Source organism: Streptomyces hundungensis (assembly GCF_003627815.1).
Classification (GTDB): domain Bacteria; phylum Actinomycetota; class Actinomycetes; order Streptomycetales; family Streptomycetaceae; genus Streptomyces; species Streptomyces hundungensis_A.
This window is the reverse complement of sequence record NZ_CP032698.1, coordinates 2,314,585-2,331,182: the sequence shown is the minus strand read 5'-3', so window position 1 is coordinate 2,331,182 and position 16,598 is coordinate 2,314,585. Positions and strand designations below refer to the sequence as shown.

The window sequence follows — 16,598 nt, the reverse complement described above, 5'->3', positions numbered from 1 at the left end:
TCACGTGAAGCGATCGACTCAAGCAAATCGGGTGGAACCCATGGCAGGTACTGACCGCGAGAAGGCGCTCGACGCCGCGCTCGCACAGATTGAACGGCAATTCGGGAAGGGCGCGGTGATGCGCCTGGGCGAGCGGCCGAACGAGCCCATCGAGGTCATCCCCACCGGGTCGACCGCGCTCGACGTGGCGCTCGGCGTCGGCGGCCTGCCGCGCGGCCGTGTGGTGGAGGTCTACGGCCCGGAGTCCTCCGGCAAGACGACCCTGACCCTGCACGCGGTGGCGAACGCGCAGAAGCTCGGCGGCTCGGTGGCCTTCATCGACGCCGAGCACGCCCTCGACCCCGAGTACGCCAAGAAGCTCGGCGTCGACATCGACAACCTCATCCTGTCGCAGCCCGACAACGGCGAGCAGGCCCTCGAAATCGTCGACATGCTGGTCCGCTCCGGCGCCCTCGACCTGATCGTCATCGACTCCGTGGCGGCCCTGGTGCCGCGCGCGGAAATCGAAGGCGAGATGGGTGACTCGCACGTCGGCCTCCAGGCCCGTCTGATGAGCCAGGCACTCCGGAAGATCACCAGCGCACTCAACCAGTCCAAGACCACCGCGATCTTCATCAACCAGCTCCGCGAGAAGATCGGCGTGATGTTCGGCTCCCCCGAGACCACCACCGGTGGCCGGGCGCTGAAGTTCTACGCCTCCGTACGCCTCGACATCCGCCGCATCGAAACCCTCAAGGACGGCACCGACGCGGTCGGCAACCGCACCCGCGTCAAGGTCGTCAAGAACAAGGTCGCGCCGCCCTTCAAGCAGGCCGAGTTCGACATCCTCTACGGCCAGGGCATCAGCCGCGAGGGCGGCCTGATCGACATGGGCGTCGAGCACGGCTTCGTCCGCAAGGCCGGCGCCTGGTACACCTACGAAGGCGACCAGCTCGGCCAGGGCAAGGAGAACGCCCGCAACTTCCTCAAGGACAACCCCGACCTCGCCAACGAGATCGAGAAGAAGATCCTCGAAAAGCTGGGCGTCGGAGTCCGTCCCGAAGCCCCGGCCGCCGAGCCCGCCAAGGACGCGGCGGGCGAGACGACCCCCGCGACCGACACGGCCGCGGTGCCCGCCCCGGCCACCAAGGCCAAGACGGCCAAGGCCACCGCCGCCAAGAGCTAGCGGTGACCCGCAGGGCCGAATGGGCCGACCCCGAGGAGCCGAGCCCCCACCGGGCCCGCTCCCGGCGGGCCGACCCGGACCGAACGGGCGACGGCACCAACTCGTCGAGGGCCGAGAAGGAGCCGCCGCCGCAGGACCCGGCTGAGCGGGCGCGGGCCATCTGCCTGCGCCTGCTCACCGGGACCCCGCGAACCCGTAAACAACTCGCCGACGCCCTGAAGAAGCGGGAAATCCCCGACGAGGTCTCTGATGAGGTCCTGTCCCGCTTCGAGGAAGTCGGCCTGATCAACGACGCGGCATTCGCCGACGCCTGGGTGGAATCCCGCCACCACGGACGCGGACTGGCCCGCCGCGCCCTGGCCCGCGAACTGCGCACCAAGGGCGTGGACTCCACGGTCATCGACGAGGCCGTCGGCCAACTCGACTCCGACCGGGAGGAGGAGACCGCGCGCGAACTGGTGGCCCGCAAACTCCGCTCCACCCGCGGCCTCGACCGCGACCGCCGGATCCGCCGCCTCGCCGGCATGCTCGCCCGCAAGGGCTACCCCGAGGGCATGTCCCTGAGGGTCGTCCGGCAGGCATTGGAGCGGGAGGGCGAGAACGCGGAGGATCTGTACGAGATGTGAGCCGTACGCGGGCCCAGCCGGGCCGAACCTAGCCGGGTCGGGCCGGGTCGGGCCGGGCCGGGGACTGGCCAGCCTGGCCAGGGCGGGGGTGGGCCGAGCGGTCATAGCGGGCCCGGTCGATGGGGGCTGGGCAGCGGAAGCTGGCCGAGCCGAGCCGGACCGGGCTGCGGAAGCGGGCCTGAGCCTGCCGAGCAGCCATAGCGGGCCGGCCCGGGCCCGGTACTGGCCAGCCCAATCAGGACCGGGGCCGGCCGAGCAGTCATAGCGGGCCCGGTCGGGCCGGGGGCTGGGCGGCTCGACCGACGCGCGTACGGCTCACCACTTCGGGGCCTCCCGGGCCAGGGGCGGGACTTCCCCTTGCGCACGGGCAGGCCCGCCGGGCGCCGGCCCGCCACGGGGCCAGCCGCGTCCCCGGCCGTCAGCCGCGTCCTGGGCAGACTGCCGCGTCCGGGGACGACAGCCGACGGCCGCCGGTCACTCCGCAGGGGGCGAGACCGGAAGCCCTTCCGCGCGCCACGCCTGGAAACCGCCGACCAGATCCGTCGCCCGGTACAGCCCCAACTGCCGCAGGGACACCGCCGCGAGCGACGACGCATAGCCCTCGTTGCAGAGCACCACCACCCGCAAGTCATGGCCGGTCGCCTCGGCGGCGCGGTGACTGCCCAACGGATCGAGCCGCCACTCCAGTTCATTGCGCTCGACGACCAGAGCGCCCGGGATCAGACCGTCCCGCTCGCGCAGCGCGGCATACCGGATGTCCACCAGCAGCGCCCCCTCGGACGCCTCGGCGAACGCCTCCTTCGCGGTCACCCGGTCCAGGTCGGCCCTGACCCGGTCGAGGAGCGCGTCGATCCCCACCGGCTCGCCACGATCCGCGCTCACTGCCAGTCCTCCGGACGCTCGACCTGCTCGACACGGAGCACCGCACCCGTCCGGCTGTAACGCCGGATGAGCGGAAGCGGCGGCCAATAGGCATGCACCGAGATCGCGTGCTCGGTCTCCGACTCGTTCCTCACCTCGTGCACATGATGCGGCCCGAACGCGCGACCGCCCCCGGGCCCCAACTGCCGTGAACGGTCGACCCCTTCGGCGAGTTCCAAGGTCTTCCAGCCCTCAGTGGGCAACCGCGCCGCGAGCGAATCCTCCCGCAGCGCGCCGGCCGCCGTGGCGAACGCGCCGTGCGAGCCACCGTGGTCGTGCCAGCCCGTACCGGTGCCCGGCGGCCACCCGATCAGCCACGCCTCACTGCCGGCCGGGCCGTCGAGCCGCATCCAGGTACGCCCCTGCTCATCCAGCGGCAACGAGGCGACCAGCGCGCTGTCCCCGGCGATACGGCGGGCGAAGTCGAGCAGCTCCGCCTGGGTTGGCCCAACATCGGGCCCCTGGGCGGAGGTTGAGGTGTGATCGGGTACGGGCGAAGGGACAGAAGTGCTTGCGGAGAGCGACACGGCAGACCATCCTGAGGGAGTTCGCGAATGCGCGCGTACGACCGACGGCGACACAAGGGCGCGGCGGCACGGCGCGAAGGGAAAGGCGAATCAGCAGGACGGGCGACACACGCAGCCCGCATAGCGGACGAGGTCCATATGGACCCTCCGCCACAGGCGCACATCGGTGTCGGTCACGTTCCGGAGTAGACCATGCGCACCTGTGTCGGTCAATCGAAGTTCGGATGACGGACCACGGATGGCGGATGCCGGATGCCGGATGGTGTCAGCGGATGACGGCGGCGGCGGACGGCCACCTCCCGAGGCGGGTCCTCAGCTGACGGCTGACAGCTGACAGTTATCAAACATCAGCAGTCAGCAGTCAGCAGTCAGCGATCAGCAATCGACAGTCGGCCTGCCAACCATCCCTACCGTCACTTGACGTCAGCCGTCCGCCCCTCCGCCCCCACAACCCCACCCTCGACACCAGCCCCACCGTCCACATCCCCGCCCCTCCCGGCACCCGCCTCACCACCGGCCCCGCTCCCGCTCGTCCCTCCCCGTACCGACTCGGCCGCGGCGTACATGTCCGTGGGGTGGACGCCGTTGAACGCCGCGACCAGATGGCCGTCGGGGCGCACGAGGAGCACGGCGTGCGCGGGGGCGCCCGGGTACGCCTCGGCGACCAAGAGCTCGCCGTCCAGCGGAAGGGCGCTCACCGCGGCGTCCAGGCTCGGCATGACCCCGGCCGTCAGCCAGTGCCGCCGATCCCACACCCCCGTGCCCGGAGCGACCAGGACGACCAGCAGGCTGCCCCTGCCCAGACGACTCCGCAGGGCCACGACCGAGCCGTCGGGAGCCGTGACGGGGACATCGCAGACCGGTGCGCCCGGCTCCGTACCCACCGGAATGTGGGAGGCGGCAGGCTCGGGCGCCAGCGGCGAGTGCGGGTAGGCCGGGGGCGCGCCGAGGGGGCCGCGACCCAGGTGGCCATCGGTCACGAGGGCGTCATGGCCGCGCGCGGCGCCCGGAACCCAACCCCGCAACCCCGCCCCGCCCCGCAGGATCGGCAACGACTGGTCGGCCGCCCGCAACCGGGCCGCGACCGCCGAGCGCCGCTCCGTCTGATAGCTGTCCAGGAGCACCTCGCACCCACCGTGGTGCCAGGCCCGGGCCAGCTTCCAGGACAGGTTCTGAGCGTCCCTCACGCCCTCGTCCAGGGCCTGGGTACCCAGCGCGCCCAGCAGATGCGCGGCGTCTCCGGCGAGGAAAGCACGCCGCACCCGCCAGCGCCGGGCCAGCCGGTGGTGCACGGTGTGCACACCGGTGTCGAGGAGCTCATAGGGCGGCGTCCCACCGCACCAACCGGCCAGGGTGTCCCGGATACGCCCCACCAGGGCATCCGGCGTCACCAGGTCGGCGCGCGGCGGAAGCAGCCAGTCCAGACGCCAGACGCCGTCCCGCAGCGGACGCGCGGTCACCTCGTCGCCACCGGCCCGCCACGGCGGAAGCCGATGCAGCAACGCCTCGCCCGGCCAGGGGAGTTCGGCCCGCAGAGCCACCACCGCCTGGCGCTCCACCGCCGTACGGCCGGTGAAACGGACATCCAGGAGCTTGCGCACGGTGGAGCGCGCGCCGTCGCAGCCCACCGCGTAACTGCCCCGCCACCAGGTCCCACCGGGCCCCGAGGTGTGCAGGGAGACCCCCTTGGCGTCCTGCTCCAGGGTGTCGACGCGGCTGTGCGTGACGATCCGTACGAGACCGGAGGCGGCGAGCGCGTCGCGCAGCCCGCGCGACAGGGCGTGCTGCGCCAGGTGCACCGGCGAGGGCCCACCCTCCGCGCCCTCGCCGAACTCGACGCGACGCAGCAGCCGGCCGCGTCTCATGGACCGCCAGCCGACCCAGCGGGCGCCCTCGTCGCGCACGGTCGTACAGCCGAGGTCACTCACGAACGCGGCGATGTCCGGACGCAGCACCACCGTGCGCACCGGACGCGGCTCGTCCTTGCCGGGCCCCTCGTCGAGGACGACCGAGGGCACGCCCTGGGACGCCAGCGACAGGGCCAGCGTCAGCCCCACCGGACCGGCGCCGACCACGATCACCGGGTCCACGGCGTGGCCCCCGAGGCGCGTCGGGACAGCTGGCAGGTGGCGCGGGGAACCCGGTGCACGATCACAGAACGTATGCAACCCACTGCGCGTGCTTGCGTCAAGTGACGGAGGCAGCGACGCGAACGCCACTGCCTCATATGCCGTCAGTTCGTCGTGGTGGACGCCCCATCAGGACCGTCGAGGCCGGTGACGGCCAGGCCCGAGGCCGACCCGTCGGCCGTGATCGGAGCGACGGCCGTCCCCATCGCGATCCCGGTCTTCGCACGGCGACCGCGCTTCTCGATCCAGGTGGCGAGGGCGGAGAGCAGCAGACACATCGCCACATAGATGCTGCCGATGACCACAATGGTCGACACATACGGGTATTCGCCCTTGACCTGGGTGTTGCTCGCGATCAGACGGGCCGTCTGGAGCAGCTCCGGGTACAGGATGATGAAGCCGAGCGACGTGTCCTTGAGGGTGACGACGAGCTGACTGATGATCGTCGGCAGCATCGCCCGGACGGCCTGCGGCATCAACACGCTCGCCATCACCTGGGTCTTGCTCAACCCCAGGGCGTACGCCGCCTCACGCTGGCCCCTGGGCACCGCGTTGATGCCGGCGCGGAGCACCTCCGCCTGGACACAGCCGTTGTAGATCGACAGGCCGAGCGCGAGCGCCCACATCGAGTAGTCGGTGAGGAAGCCGATCCAGACCGCGTAGATCGTGATGAGCAGCGGGATGGAACGGAACAGCTCGATGAAGGCGGTCGCCGCCCAGCGGACCGGCTTGTGGTCGGAGAGCCGCGCCACCGCGAGCACCACCCCCAGCACCAGCGAGCCGACCGCCGCGAGGCCGAACGCCTTGAGGGTGGCGAGCACGGCGTCCGCGATGTTCTGCCGGATGCCCGAGTAGTTGAAGATGTCCCACATCGCGTAGTCGAGGTGACCCTTGTCCGCGAGCCGGACGATCGCGAGGGCGATCAGGGCGAGCAGCACGAGGGAACCGACCACGGCGTAGACCCGGTTGCGTACGACAGCCTTCGGGCCGGGGGCGTCGTAGAGAACGCTGGCGCTCATCGGGCGACCTCCATGCGGCGCTCAAGAAGGCGGAAGAGACCGCTCATCGCGAAGGTGATGATCAGATAGCCGAACGCGACCCAGAGGAAGACGGGGACGATGTCGTACCCCTGGTCACTCAGCAGCTTCTGCCAGCCGAACAGTTCGGTGACGCTGAAGGCGCCGGCGATCGCCGAGTTCTTGGTGAGCGCGATGAAGATCGAGCTCAGCGGCGGGATGACGGTCCGGGTGGCCTGCGGCAGCACGATCATGCGCAGGGTCTGCGTGAAGCTCATGCCGAGCGAGCGGGCGGCCTCGGCCTGCCCCAGCGGCACCGTGCTGATGCCGGACCGGACGGCCTCGCAGACGAAGGACGCGGTGTAGAAGCCGAGCGCCAGCGAACCCAGCAGGAACGGGCTCATGCCGGGGAAGAGGATCTCCGGCACGACGAAGAAGAAGACCAGGAACAGCAGGGTCAGCGGCGTGTTGCGCAGCAGCGTCACCCAGGCGGTGCCGAAGAAGCGCAGCGGAGGCACGGGGGAGACCCGGAAACCGGCGAGCAGCAGTCCGAGGACCAGGGCGATGACCGAACTGACGGCGGTGATCTCCACAGTGCCTATGAAGCCGTCGCGGAACTCCGCGAAATGGTCGAGCAGTACGTTCATGAGGTCTCCGCGTCGGCGGGCAGCGGCTGGGGGATCGGGCAGGCGGGGGCCGTGGCGCCCCGTACGTCGTACGGGGCGCGTTCAGCGGGGTCGGTCAGTAGCGGGCGACGGCCGGCGGAGCCTGGTAGGTGGAGCCGGACAGGCCGAGCGTGGCGTCGTAGATCTTCTTGTAGGTGCCGTCCTGCTCGTGCTTCTCGAGCGAGGAGTTGACGAAGTCGCGCAGCGCCTTGTCGTCCTTGTTCATGCCGATGCCGTAGGGCTCCTGGGTGAACGGCTGGCCGACGACACGGAGCTTGCCGGAGTTCTTGGCGGCGTAGCCCTTGAGGATCGCGTCGTCCGTGGTGACGGCGTCGACCTGCTTGGACAGGAGCTGCTGCACGCAGTCCGAGTACTTGGAGAGCTCCACGACGGACGCGCCGTACTCGGGCTTCTTGATCTCCTGGAGCGGCGTGGAGCCGACGATCGAGCAGACCTTCTTGCCCTTGACGGCGTCCTTGCCGGTGATGGAGGTGTCGTCCTTGCGGACCAGCAGGTCGGCGCCGGCCTTGTAGTACGGGCCTGCGAAGCCGACGAGCTTCTTGCGCTTGTCGTTGATCGTGTAGGTGCCGACGTAGTAGTCGACCTGGCCCTTGGAGATCGCCGTCTCACGGACGCCGGAGTCGACGGTCTTCCACTCGATCTGGTCGGGCTTGAAGCCCAGGTCGGCGGCGAGCATCTTGGCGATCTCGACGTCGAAGCCCGAACGCTCCTTGGTCGACTGGTCCTCGAAGCCGAGGTAGGGCTGGTCGGCCTTGGAGCCGATGATCAGCTTGCCGCGCTCTTTGGCCGCCTTGAAGGTCGGCGAGTCCAGGGTGACGTTCGAGGCGACGGTGTACGTCGGCAGCTTCGGCGCGTCGGCGGCGCCCGGCTGGGCGGACTGCTTGTCGCCGGCGGAGCCGGACTTGCCGCCACAGGCGGTCGCGGTCAGGGCGAGCACGGCGATCGCCGCGACGGCGGCGGACTTGCGGAGCATCATGGCGAAGGTTCCTTGCGTCGTGGGTCTGTGGTCGTCATCGGTGGGCCGACAACTGCCGGGCGGTGATGGTCGGTTGACCAGCGTCAGGTGACCGGGGTCGGTCGGCCCGGGCGGGTGACCAGGGTCGGTCGGCCAGGGCTGGTTGGCCAAGGCCCGGTGGCCCGGGTCGGTTGGCCGAGGCAGGTGGCCAAGGTCAGTTGACATCGGATATCTGTCATCTGTCAGCCGATATCCCTCAGTCGTCAACCGCCGGCCACCGGCAACCGGCCGCCCAACCGCCACCTTCCAACTGCCAACCCCCGTGCGGCAGTCGGGCGGCAGCCGTCAGTGGTGCAGGATCTTCGACAGGAAGTCCTTGGCCCGGTCGCTGCGCGGGTTGCTGAAGAACTGGTCCGGCGTGGCCTCTTCGACGATCTTGCCGTCGGCCATGAAGACGACGCGGTTGGCCGCCGAGCGGGCGAAGCCCATCTCGTGGGTGACCACGACCATGGTCATCCCGTCCCGCGCCAGCTGCTGCATGACTTCGAGGACCTCGTTGATCATCTCCGGGTCGAGCGCCGAGGTGGGCTCGTCGAAGAGCATCACCTTCGGGTCCATCGCCAGCGCCCGGGCGATCGCCACGCGCTGCTGCTGACCACCCGAGAGCTGCGCCGGGTACTTGTCGGCCTGGGTGCCGACGCCGACCCGGTCGAGCAGCGCGCGGGCCTTCTGCTCGGCGGTCTGCTTGTCGGCCTTGCGGACCTTCACCTGGCCCAGCATGACGTTTTCCAGCACCGTCTTGTGCGCGAAGAGGTTGAACGACTGGAAGACCATGCCGACGTCGGCCCGCAGCCGTGCCAGCTCCCTTCCCTCCTGGGGCAGTGGTTTGCCGTCGATCGAGATCGCTCCGGAATCGATCGTCTCCAGGCGGTTGATGGTGCGGCACAGCGTGGACTTCCCGGACCCTGAGGGCCCGATGACGACGACGACCTCGCCACGGGCGATGGTCAGGTCGATGTCCTGGAGCACATGCAGCGCGCCGAAGTGCTTGTTGACGTTGTTCAGCACGACCAGGTCACCCGACGCGGGTACGGCGTCCTCGGTCCCCTTGGCCACTGATACTCCGCTCATCGGCTTCTTGCTCCGTCCTCCTCGGTTGGGGAGGACCGTAGTGGGGAGTTGTGACCAGCGTCATTACATCTGAGCGGAACTTGAGCATAACGATCCGGTTGCGTGGAAGCACTCTGGGTGAGCGCGTAGCTCCACCCAATACCGGCTCCGTAACGGATGATGCGCAGGGGCGGGCGCCCCCTTGACCGAAGTGGCGACCATGGGCGTGGATTCGGGGGTACGTGCCGTGATGCGGCCGATGAACATCGTGTGCCGAGGCCCTGAAGGGCCGGCGCCGGCCATCCAGGGAGGGGGCTCGTGAGACTGCTGCTGGTCGAGGACGACGACCACGTCGCCGCCGCCCTGTCCGCCGTGCTCGCCAAGCACGGCTTCGAGGTGAAGCACGCCCGCAACGGAGAAGAGGCGCTCCAGGCCCTCCTTCCTGACGAGCGCTGCGCCAAACCACCTTTTGGGGTGGTCCTGCTCGACCTCGGGCTGCCCGATCAGGACGGCTACGAGGTCTGCGGCAAGATCCGCAAGCGCACCGCCACCCCGGTGATCATGGTGACCGCCCGTGCGGACGTCCGCTCCCGCATCCACGGGCTGAACCTGGGCGCCGACGACTACGTGGTCAAGCCGTACGACACCGGTGAACTGATCGCCCGTATCCACGCGGTCATCCGGCGCCCGCCGCCGGGTGCGCGGCCGGAGACGACCGACACCGAACTGCGGCTCGGGCGAGTGGGGATCGAGCTCCCGACCCGCCGGGTCCGTGTCGACGGCGAGGACGTGCAGCTGACCCGCAAGGAGTTCGACCTGCTCGCCCTGCTGGCCCAGCGCCCCGGGGTCGTCTTCCGCCGGGAGCAGATCATCAGCGAGGTGTGGCGCACGAGTTGGGAAGGGACCGGCCGCACCCTCGAAGTGCATGTGGCGTCCCTGCGCTCGAAGTTGGGCATGCCCGCGCTGATCGAGACCGTGCGCGGCGTCGGCTACCGGCTCGTCGCGCCGGCCGCCCTCTGAGGTCCGCGAAGCCCGGTGCGCACCCGACTTCTCCCCCTCCTCATCTTCCTGCTCGCGCTCGTCCTGGTCGCGTTCGGATTCCCGCTGGCCCTGAGCGTGGCCCACGCCCAGCAGCAGCGGGTCGTCGTCGACCGTATCGACGACACGGCGCGCTTCGCCGCGCTGGCCCAGTTCGTCACGGCCACCGACGGCGACGACACCAACAGCGCGGAACGGCTCACCACCCTGGAGGAGGAGCTGGCGCGCTACTCCTCGCTGTACGGGATCGACGCGGGCGTCTTCTTCCGCAACGGCAGCGCCATGGCGAGCGCCCCCAAGGGGTGGCACGTGCCCGCCAAGGGCCAGGGACAGCTGGCCTTCCAGGAGGCGCTCGCCGGGCGCCGCAGCCACGACCCGGCGCAGGTCTGGCCGTGGCAGCGGGGCCGTCTGGTGGTGGCCTCGCCGGTCGTGCGTGAGGGCGACGTGATCGCGGTCGTGGTCACCGATTCGCCCACCGGGGGCATGCGTTCCAACACCCTGCGCGGCTGGCTGCTCATCGTGGCCGGTGAACTGGCGGCGATGCTGCTCGCCGTCGGCGCGGCGTTCCGGCTGACCGGCTGGGTGCTCAGGCCCGTACGCGTCCTGGACGCGGTCACCCATGACATCGCGACCGGCCGCATGAACTCACGTGTCGCGGCCGCGGGCGGGCCCCCGGAACTCCAGAGGCTGGCCCGCTCGTTCAACGAGATGGCGGACAACGTCGAGGAGGTCCTCGATCAGCAGCGCGCCTTCGTCGCTGACGCCTCGCACCAGTTGCGCAATCCGCTCTCCGCCCTGCTGCTGCGCATCGAACTCCTCGCGCTGGAACTCCCCGAGGGCAACGAGGAGATCGCCTCGGTGCGCACCGAGGGCAAGCGTCTGGCGCAGGTCCTTGACGACCTGCTGGGTCTGGCCCTGGCCGAACACGCCGCGGCCGACCTCCGGCTCACCGACATCGGGGCGCTGGCGGCGGAGCGCATCGCGGCCTGGCGCCCGCTCGCCGAGGACAGGGGCGTACGGCTGCTGGCGGACGGGGCCACCGCCGCCACCGGCTGGGCGGACCCGGTGGCGCTGTCGAGCGCGCTGGACGCCGTCATCGACAACGCGCTGAAGTTCACCCCCGCCGGCGAGGAGGTGCGGGTCACCGTAGCGGTGGAGGGTGCGCGGACCGGCGTCACGGTCACGGACCACGGCCCGGGCCTCTCCGACGAGGAGTTGGGCCGGATCGGCGACCGCTTCTGGCGTGCGGGCCGTCACCAGAACGTCAAGGGCTCCGGCCTCGGCCTCTCCATCTCCCGGGCCCTGCTCGCGGCCGGCGGCGGCACCATCGCCTACGCCCACCACGAGCCGCACGGTCTGCGCGTGACCGTCACCGTGCCCCGCGCCCAGCCGGAGCCGTGAGCGAGCGCGTCCCCCAGCGGTGCCCGGTCTCCGGGCGGCGTCAGGGCTTCACCGACCGGTAGTAGTCGCGCGCCCCGTCGTGCAGCGGCAACGGGTCGGTGTAGATCGCGGTCCGCAGGTCCACGAGCTGGGCGGCGTGCACTTCACGGCCGATGCGGTCGCGGCTGTTTATCACCGTGCGGGTGAAGCCCTCGGTCAGGGCGGCGTCGGTGCGGTCCGTGGTGACCAGGAGGTTCGCCACGGCGATCGTCGGCACGGGGACGCCCCGCTGTGCCTTGGGGTACGCGTCGGCGGGCATGGTCGCCGCCCGGTAGTAGCCGGTGCTGCCGTCCGCCTTGTGCAGGGCCGACACCAGGTCGGCGAGCGGGACGAGCCGGATCGGATAGGACTCCGACAGTTTGAGGACCGCGGTGGTGGGCAACCCGCCGGACCAGAAGAACGCGTCGATCTCCTTGTTCCGCAACAGGTCGGGCATGGTGTCGATGCCCGCGGAGACGGAGTTGATGTCCTTGTGCGGGTCCAGTCCGGCGGCCGGGAGCAGCCGGCTCGCGAGCAGCCGCACCCCGGAGCCCTCCTGTCCGACGGCGACCCGCTTGCCGCGCAGGTCCGCGACCGAGCGCACGGCGGAGTCCTGGGGCACCACCAGCTGGACGTAGTCGTCGTACAGCCGGGCGCAGCCGCGCAGCCGGTCCGCGCCGGGGTTGGCGTCCTTGCGGAACTTGTCGACGGAGTCGGCCGTGGCGATGGTGAAGTCGGAGATCCCGTCGGCCAGGCGCTGGAGGTTCTGCTGGGAGCCCTGGCTGGTGCGGAGGTTGACGTGGACGTCCGGCAGATCGCCGGCCAGTGCCTGTTGCAGAAGTTCGCCGTAGCGCTGGTAGACCCCGGTGCGTACGCCCGTACTGAAGTCGATCTTCCCCGCGGGGGACCGGCCGCCGAACGGCATCAGCCACCACAGGAGCAGCCCGAGGACCACCACGAGGGCCGCGGCGGCGGTGACGGCGCGGCGGTGGCCGGGCCGGGACAGGGCGGGGAGCATGGCTGGATCCTGCCAGTTCATCGCCCGCGAGGACCAGGGGGTGACGGGCCCCGTACCCTGGTGTGCGAGATGAGTGCGAAGACCTACGAGGTGCGCACCTACGGGTGCCAGATGAACGTCCACGACTCCGAGCGGCTGTCCGGCCTCCTTGAGGGGGCGGGGTATGTCCGCGCGCCCGAGGGCGCCGACGGGGATGCCGATGTCGTCGTCTTCAACACCTGCGCGGTGCGGGAGAACGCCGACAACAAGCTGTACGGCAACCTCGGCAGGCTCGCCCCGATGAAGACGAAGCGGCCCGGCATGCAGATCGCCGTCGGTGGCTGTCTCGCGCAGAAGGACCGCGACACCATCGTGCGGCGGGCCCCCTGGGTGGATGTCGTGTTCGGCACGCACAACATCGGCAAGCTGCCGGTGCTGCTGGAGCGCGCCCGCGTCCAGGAGGAGGCGCAGGTCGAGATCGCCGAGTCCCTGGAGGCGTTCCCGTCCACGCTGCCGACCCGGCGCGAGTCCGCGTACGCGGCCTGGGTGTCGATTTCGGTGGGCTGCAACAACACGTGCACCTTCTGCATCGTTCCGGCGCTGCGCGGCAAGGAGAAGGACCGCCGGCCCGGCGACATCCTGGCCGAGATCGAGGCGCTGGTCGGCGAGGGCGTCAGCGAGATCACGCTGCTGGGGCAGAACGTCAACGCGTACGGCTCGGACATCGGCGACCGTGAGGCCTTCAGCAAGTTGCTGCGCGCCTGCGGGACGATCGAGGGTCTGGAGCGGGTCCGCTTCACCTCGCCGCACCCGCGCGACTTCACCGACGACGTGATCGCCGCCATGGCCGAGACCCCGAACGTGATGCCGCAGCTCCACATGCCGCTCCAGTCGGGCTCGGACACGGTCCTCAAGGCGATGCGCCGCTCCTACCGGCAGGAGCGTTTCCTCGGGATCATCGAGAAGGTGCGCGCCGCCATTCCGCATGCGGCCATCTCCACCGACATCATCGTGGGCTTCCCCGGCGAGACCGAGGAGGACTTCGAGCAGACGATGCACACCGTCCGTGAGGCCCGCTTCGCGAACGCGTTCACCTTCCAGTACTCCAAGCGCCCCGGAACGCCGGCGGCGACGATGGACGGACAGATTCCCAAGGATGTCGTCCAGGACCGCTACATGCGCCTGTCCGCCCTCCAGGAGGAGATCTCCTGGGAGGAGAACAAGAAGCAGGTCGGCCGGGTCCTGGAGGTCATGGTCGCCGAGGGCGAGGGCCGCAAGGACGGCTCCACGCAGCGCCTGTCCGGCCGGGCCCCCGACAACCGCCTGGTCCACTTCAGCAAGCCGGACCAGGACGTGCGTCCGGGCGACGTGGTGACCGTGGAGATCACCTATGCGGCCCCGCACCACCTCCTCGCCGAGGGCCCGACGAGCGGCGTCCGTCGCACGCGCGCGGGCGACGCCTGGGAGAAGCGCAACGCCGAGCCGGCGCGAAAGCGCGCCGGTGTGATGCTCGGCCTGCCCTCGATCGGCGCCCCGGCGCCGCTTCCCGAGCCCACGGGCGGCTGTTCGGTCCTCTGAGCCCGGGGGTCTTGGCCGCCTCACCGGGCGGCAGGGCCGGGCCGCCGGAACGCGGCTAGGCTGCGGATCATGCTCGTAGCCGCCGCCTTCTGTCCCTGTCCGCCGCTTCTCGTGCCCGAGGTGGCCGCCGGTGCCGCGCCGGAACTCGACGCGGCACGCGACGCCTGTGCCGACGCCGTCGGCGTGCTCGCCGCGTCCCGTCCCGACCTCCTGGTCGTGGTCGGCCCGGCCGAGGACGCCGGCTCCTACCGGCAGGGGGCGGTGGGCTCGTTCGCCCCGTTCGGCGTGGACGTCTCGGTGCGCCTGGGTACGGGCCAGCCCGTGGCGCAGCGGCTTCCGCTGTCCCTGGCGGTCGGCGCCTGGCTCCTGGAGCGGGCCGGCTGGGCGGACGCGCCCGTCGAGGGGCTCGCCGTCGCCGAGCGCCTTGAACCCTCGCTCTGCGCCACCGCAGGTGAGGAGCTCGCCGCCCGCGCCGACCGGGTCGCCCTGCTCGTCATGGGCGACGGCAGCGCGTGCCGCACCCTCAAGGCGCCCGGTTACCTGGACGAGCGCGCGGCGGGCTTCGACGAGGTCGCGGCGGCCGCTCTCGGCGGCGCCGACATCTCCACCCTGCTGGGTCTTGACGCCGAGGCGGCGTACGAGCTGAAGGCGGCGGGGCGCGCGGCCTGGCAGGTGCTGGCCGGCGCGGGCCGGGGCGCCGGACTCGCGGGACGGCTGCTCCACGAGGAAGCGCCTTACGGAGTCGGCTACTTCGTCGGCGTCTGGTCCTGAAACCCGGCGGGGCCCTTTTCCCCGCCGCTCGCCCGAACACGCCGGAGGGCCGTGGAGCAGAGGCTGCTCCACGGCCCTCCGGCGCGCGTGGTTCAGGACGCGGGCGGGGCGCCGCCCCCGTGTCCCTGGTGGGACGAGGAGTCCAGGGAACGTGTGGGGCGCCTTCCCCGGGCGGCTACTTGCGAGCGCCTTCGCCGGCCTCGCTGTCCGCCGCCGCCTCGGCCGACTGCTGCTTGGGGATCTCGACCCCCTCGGCGGTGGCGGACTCGGCGCCCTGCGCCGCCGCGGCCTTCTCCGCGTCCTCGGACGCCTCGTGCGCCTCGGCCGCCGACGCCTCGGGCGAGGTGTCCCCGTCGCCCTCGGTCTCCGGCTCGGCCGTCAGCGTCGCACCCTTCGCGCCCTCGGACGACTCCGCGGCGGCCTGCTCGGCCTTACGGCGAAACATTGAAAAAACGCCCATATCTACTCCATAGCGTGCTCGTGTGGGCGAAATCCCGCGCCGATCCGGAGCGCCTCATTGCGTCGCCCGGCGGCACCGGTCAACAAACCGGCGTTCGGAACCTCGCAACAGGCAACGAACCCAGCCGTGCCCCGTCACGTAGCTCGTTCGAGGACGACCCCCGAGGTTTGCGAGACTGTGGAGGTGAGAAGTGCAGCTCCCGCACCGCGGGTCATCGCCGTCGTCGGTCCCACAGCGGCCGGAAAGTCCGATCTGGGCGTCTTCCTCGCCCAGCAGCTCGGCGGCGAGGTCGTCAACGCCGACTCCATGCAGCTCTACCGGGGGATGGACATCGGCACCGCCAAGCTGACGCTCGGCGAGCGCGGCGGCGTCCCGCACCACCTCCTCGACATCTGGGACGTCACGGAACCGGCCAACGTGGCGACCTATCAACAGCTCGCCCGCGCCGAGATCGACCGGCTGCTCGCCCAGGGGCGCACCCCCGTCCTGGTCGGCGGATCCGGACTCTATGTGCGCGGCGCGATCGACGTCCTGGAATTCCCCGGCACCGACCCCGAGGTGCGCGCGCGCCTTGAGGGCGAGCTGGAGGAGCACGGCCCCGGCGCCCTGCACGCCCGCCTCGCGGCCGCCGACCCCGAGGCGGCCCGCGCGATCCTGCCCGGCAACGGCCGCCGCATCGTCCGCGCCCTCGAAGTGATCGAGATCACCGGCCGTCCCTTCACGGCCAATCTGCCCAGCCATGAATCGGTGTACGACACCGTGCAGATCGGCGTCGACGTCGGCCGCCCGGAGCTCGACGAACGCATCACCGTGCGCGTCGACCGGATGTGGGAAGCGGGACTGATCGACGAGGTGCGGGCCCTGGAGGAGCGCGGGCTGCGCGAGGGGCGCACCGCCTCCCGCGCCCTCGGCTACCAGCAGATCCTCGACGCGTTCGCCGGTGAGTGCACCGAGGGCGAGGCGCGCGCCGAAACGGTGCGCGCCACCAAACGCTTCGCGCGCCGCCAGGACTCCTGGTTTCGACGTGATCCCCGCGTCCACTGGTTGAGCGGCGCGATGGAGGACCGGGCGGAACTCCCGCGCCAGGCGCTGGCGTTGGTCGAACGAGCGGTTACAGCCTGATCACGTGATGGCATCGGGACGCTCCGCGGGTCATCGCGGCACTGCTGCCCGTGCCATCATCAAACGTCGATCGACCAG

16 protein-coding genes and 1 pseudogene are annotated in these 16,598 nt (G+C 70.9%); 7 read left to right on the top strand and 10 right to left on the bottom strand.

The window, feature by feature from the left end:
* Positions 1–40 precede the first annotated feature (40 nt).
* Together recA and recX are read left to right on the top strand one after the other, a co-directional pair.
* Positions 41–1,165: a recombinase RecA gene (recA, locus tag DWB77_RS10300; RefSeq protein ID WP_120720965.1), complete on the top strand. Its 1,125-nt coding sequence runs from the start codon at positions 41–43 to the stop codon at positions 1,163–1,165.
* A pseudogene (gene recX / locus DWB77_RS10295) lies at positions 1,081–1,791 on the top strand (recombination regulator RecX); the annotation flags it as partial. The gene recA and the pseudogene recX, both read left to right, overlap by 85 nt.
* A 474-nt stretch (positions 1,792–2,265) precedes the next feature.
* On the opposite strand, the gene DWB77_RS10290 reads toward recX, so the two are convergent.
* From DWB77_RS10290 to DWB77_RS10260, 8 genes are all read right to left on the bottom strand, one after another.
* Positions 2,266–2,673 (bottom strand): rhodanese-like domain-containing protein, encoded by a 408-nt coding sequence (locus DWB77_RS10290; RefSeq protein ID WP_246033489.1) that lies wholly within the window; start codon positions 2,671–2,673, stop codon positions 2,266–2,268.
* Entirely contained in the window at positions 2,670–3,239 is a 570-nt protein-coding gene (locus DWB77_RS10285) for a cysteine dioxygenase (RefSeq protein ID WP_120720964.1), read from the bottom strand. Before DWB77_RS10285 ends, DWB77_RS10290 begins: the two co-directional genes overlap by 4 nt.
* Before the next feature lie 90 nt (positions 3,240–3,329).
* Positions 3,330–3,401, bottom strand: a complete 72-nt coding sequence (locus DWB77_RS39450) for a putative leader peptide (protein ID WP_309544753.1) — start codon at positions 3,399–3,401, stop codon at positions 3,330–3,332.
* A 251-nt stretch (positions 3,402–3,652) separates the two neighbouring features.
* Positions 3,653–5,329: an FAD-dependent monooxygenase gene (locus DWB77_RS10280; RefSeq protein ID WP_120720963.1), complete on the bottom strand. Its 1,677-nt coding sequence runs from the start codon at positions 5,327–5,329 to the stop codon at positions 3,653–3,655.
* Between the two features lie 143 nt (positions 5,330–5,472).
* The gene (locus DWB77_RS10275; protein ID WP_120720962.1) at positions 5,473–6,387 is read right to left on the bottom strand and encodes an amino acid ABC transporter permease; all 915 of its coding nucleotides are present in this window, start codon (positions 6,385–6,387) and stop codon (positions 5,473–5,475) included.
* On the bottom strand, positions 6,384–7,031 hold the full coding sequence (locus tag DWB77_RS10270) for an amino acid ABC transporter permease (RefSeq protein WP_120720961.1): 648 nt from the start codon (positions 7,029–7,031) through the stop codon (positions 6,384–6,386). The genes DWB77_RS10275 and DWB77_RS10270 overlap by 4 nt, the downstream gene beginning before the upstream one ends.
* Before the next feature lie 94 nt (positions 7,032–7,125).
* Complete coding sequence (locus DWB77_RS10265) at positions 7,126–8,046, bottom strand: glutamate ABC transporter substrate-binding protein (protein ID WP_120720960.1); 921 nt, start codon at positions 8,044–8,046, stop codon at positions 7,126–7,128.
* A 324-nt stretch (positions 8,047–8,370) separates the two neighbouring features.
* On the bottom strand, positions 8,371–9,156 hold the full coding sequence (locus DWB77_RS10260) for an amino acid ABC transporter ATP-binding protein (RefSeq protein WP_120720959.1): 786 nt from the start codon (positions 9,154–9,156) through the stop codon (positions 8,371–8,373).
* A gap of 297 nt (positions 9,157–9,453) precedes the next feature.
* On the opposite strand from DWB77_RS10260, the gene DWB77_RS10255 reads away from it, so the two are divergent.
* Positions 9,454–10,155, top strand: coding sequence for a response regulator transcription factor (locus tag DWB77_RS10255; protein ID WP_120720958.1), 702 nt, complete (start codon positions 9,454–9,456; stop codon positions 10,153–10,155).
* 15 nt (positions 10,156–10,170) lie between these two features.
* Positions 10,171–11,574 (top strand): ATP-binding protein, encoded by a 1,404-nt coding sequence (locus tag DWB77_RS10250; protein WP_120720957.1) that lies wholly within the window; start codon positions 10,171–10,173, stop codon positions 11,572–11,574.
* Positions 11,575–11,614: 40 nt separating this feature from the next.
* Here the strand turns inward: DWB77_RS10250 and DWB77_RS10245 are convergent, their stop codons facing one another.
* Positions 11,615–12,610, bottom strand: a complete 996-nt coding sequence (locus DWB77_RS10245) for a TAXI family TRAP transporter solute-binding subunit (RefSeq protein ID WP_120720956.1) — start codon at positions 12,608–12,610, stop codon at positions 11,615–11,617.
* A gap of 69 nt (positions 12,611–12,679) precedes the next feature.
* On the opposite strand from DWB77_RS10245, the gene miaB reads away from it, so the two are divergent.
* Positions 12,680–14,167, top strand: a complete 1,488-nt coding sequence (gene miaB / locus DWB77_RS10240; RefSeq protein ID WP_120720955.1) for a tRNA (N6-isopentenyl adenosine(37)-C2)-methylthiotransferase MiaB — start codon at positions 12,680–12,682, stop codon at positions 14,165–14,167.
* Between the two features lie 69 nt (positions 14,168–14,236).
* On the top strand, positions 14,237–14,938 hold the full coding sequence (locus tag DWB77_RS10235; RefSeq protein WP_120720954.1) for a class III extradiol dioxygenase subunit B-like domain-containing protein: 702 nt from the start codon (positions 14,237–14,239) through the stop codon (positions 14,936–14,938).
* A gap of 175 nt (positions 14,939–15,113) precedes the next feature.
* On the opposite strand, the gene DWB77_RS10230 is transcribed toward DWB77_RS10235, so the two are convergent.
* On the bottom strand, positions 15,114–15,383 hold the full coding sequence (locus DWB77_RS10230; protein WP_246033488.1) for a gliding motility protein: 270 nt from the start codon (positions 15,381–15,383) through the stop codon (positions 15,114–15,116).
* A 198-nt stretch (positions 15,384–15,581) separates the two neighbouring features.
* On the opposite strand from DWB77_RS10230, the gene miaA reads away from it, so the two are divergent.
* Positions 15,582–16,520, top strand: coding sequence for a tRNA (adenosine(37)-N6)-dimethylallyltransferase MiaA (gene miaA / locus DWB77_RS10225; RefSeq protein ID WP_120727623.1), 939 nt, complete (start codon positions 15,582–15,584; stop codon positions 16,518–16,520).
* The last annotated feature ends 78 nt before the right edge of the window (positions 16,521–16,598 follow it).

Bases quoted from the DNA above. Each gene is read 5' to 3' on its own strand.
- recA (WP_120720965.1), top strand. From the start codon at position 41: ATGGCAGGTACTGACCGCGAGAAGGCGCTCGACGCCGCGCTCGCACAG.
- DWB77_RS10275 (WP_120720962.1), bottom strand. From the start codon at position 6,387: ATGAGCGCCAGCGTTCTCTACGACGCCCCCGGCCCGAAGGCTGTCGTA.
- DWB77_RS10270 (WP_120720961.1), bottom strand. From the start codon at position 7,031: ATGAACGTACTGCTCGACCATTTCGCGGAGTTCCGCGACGGCTTCATA.
- DWB77_RS10265 (WP_120720960.1), bottom strand. From the start codon at position 8,046: ATGATGCTCCGCAAGTCCGCCGCCGTCGCGGCGATCGCCGTGCTCGCC.
- DWB77_RS10260 (WP_120720959.1), bottom strand. From the start codon at position 9,156: ATGAGCGGAGTATCAGTGGCCAAGGGGACCGAGGACGCCGTACCCGCG.
- DWB77_RS10245 (WP_120720956.1), bottom strand. From the start codon at position 12,610: ATGCTCCCCGCCCTGTCCCGGCCCGGCCACCGCCGCGCCGTCACCGCC.
- miaB (WP_120720955.1), top strand. From the start codon at position 12,680: ATGAGTGCGAAGACCTACGAGGTGCGCACCTACGGGTGCCAGATGAAC.
- DWB77_RS10235 (WP_120720954.1), top strand. From the start codon at position 14,237: ATGCTCGTAGCCGCCGCCTTCTGTCCCTGTCCGCCGCTTCTCGTGCCC.
- DWB77_RS10230 (WP_246033488.1), bottom strand. From the start codon at position 15,383: ATGTTTCGCCGTAAGGCCGAGCAGGCCGCCGCGGAGTCGTCCGAGGGC.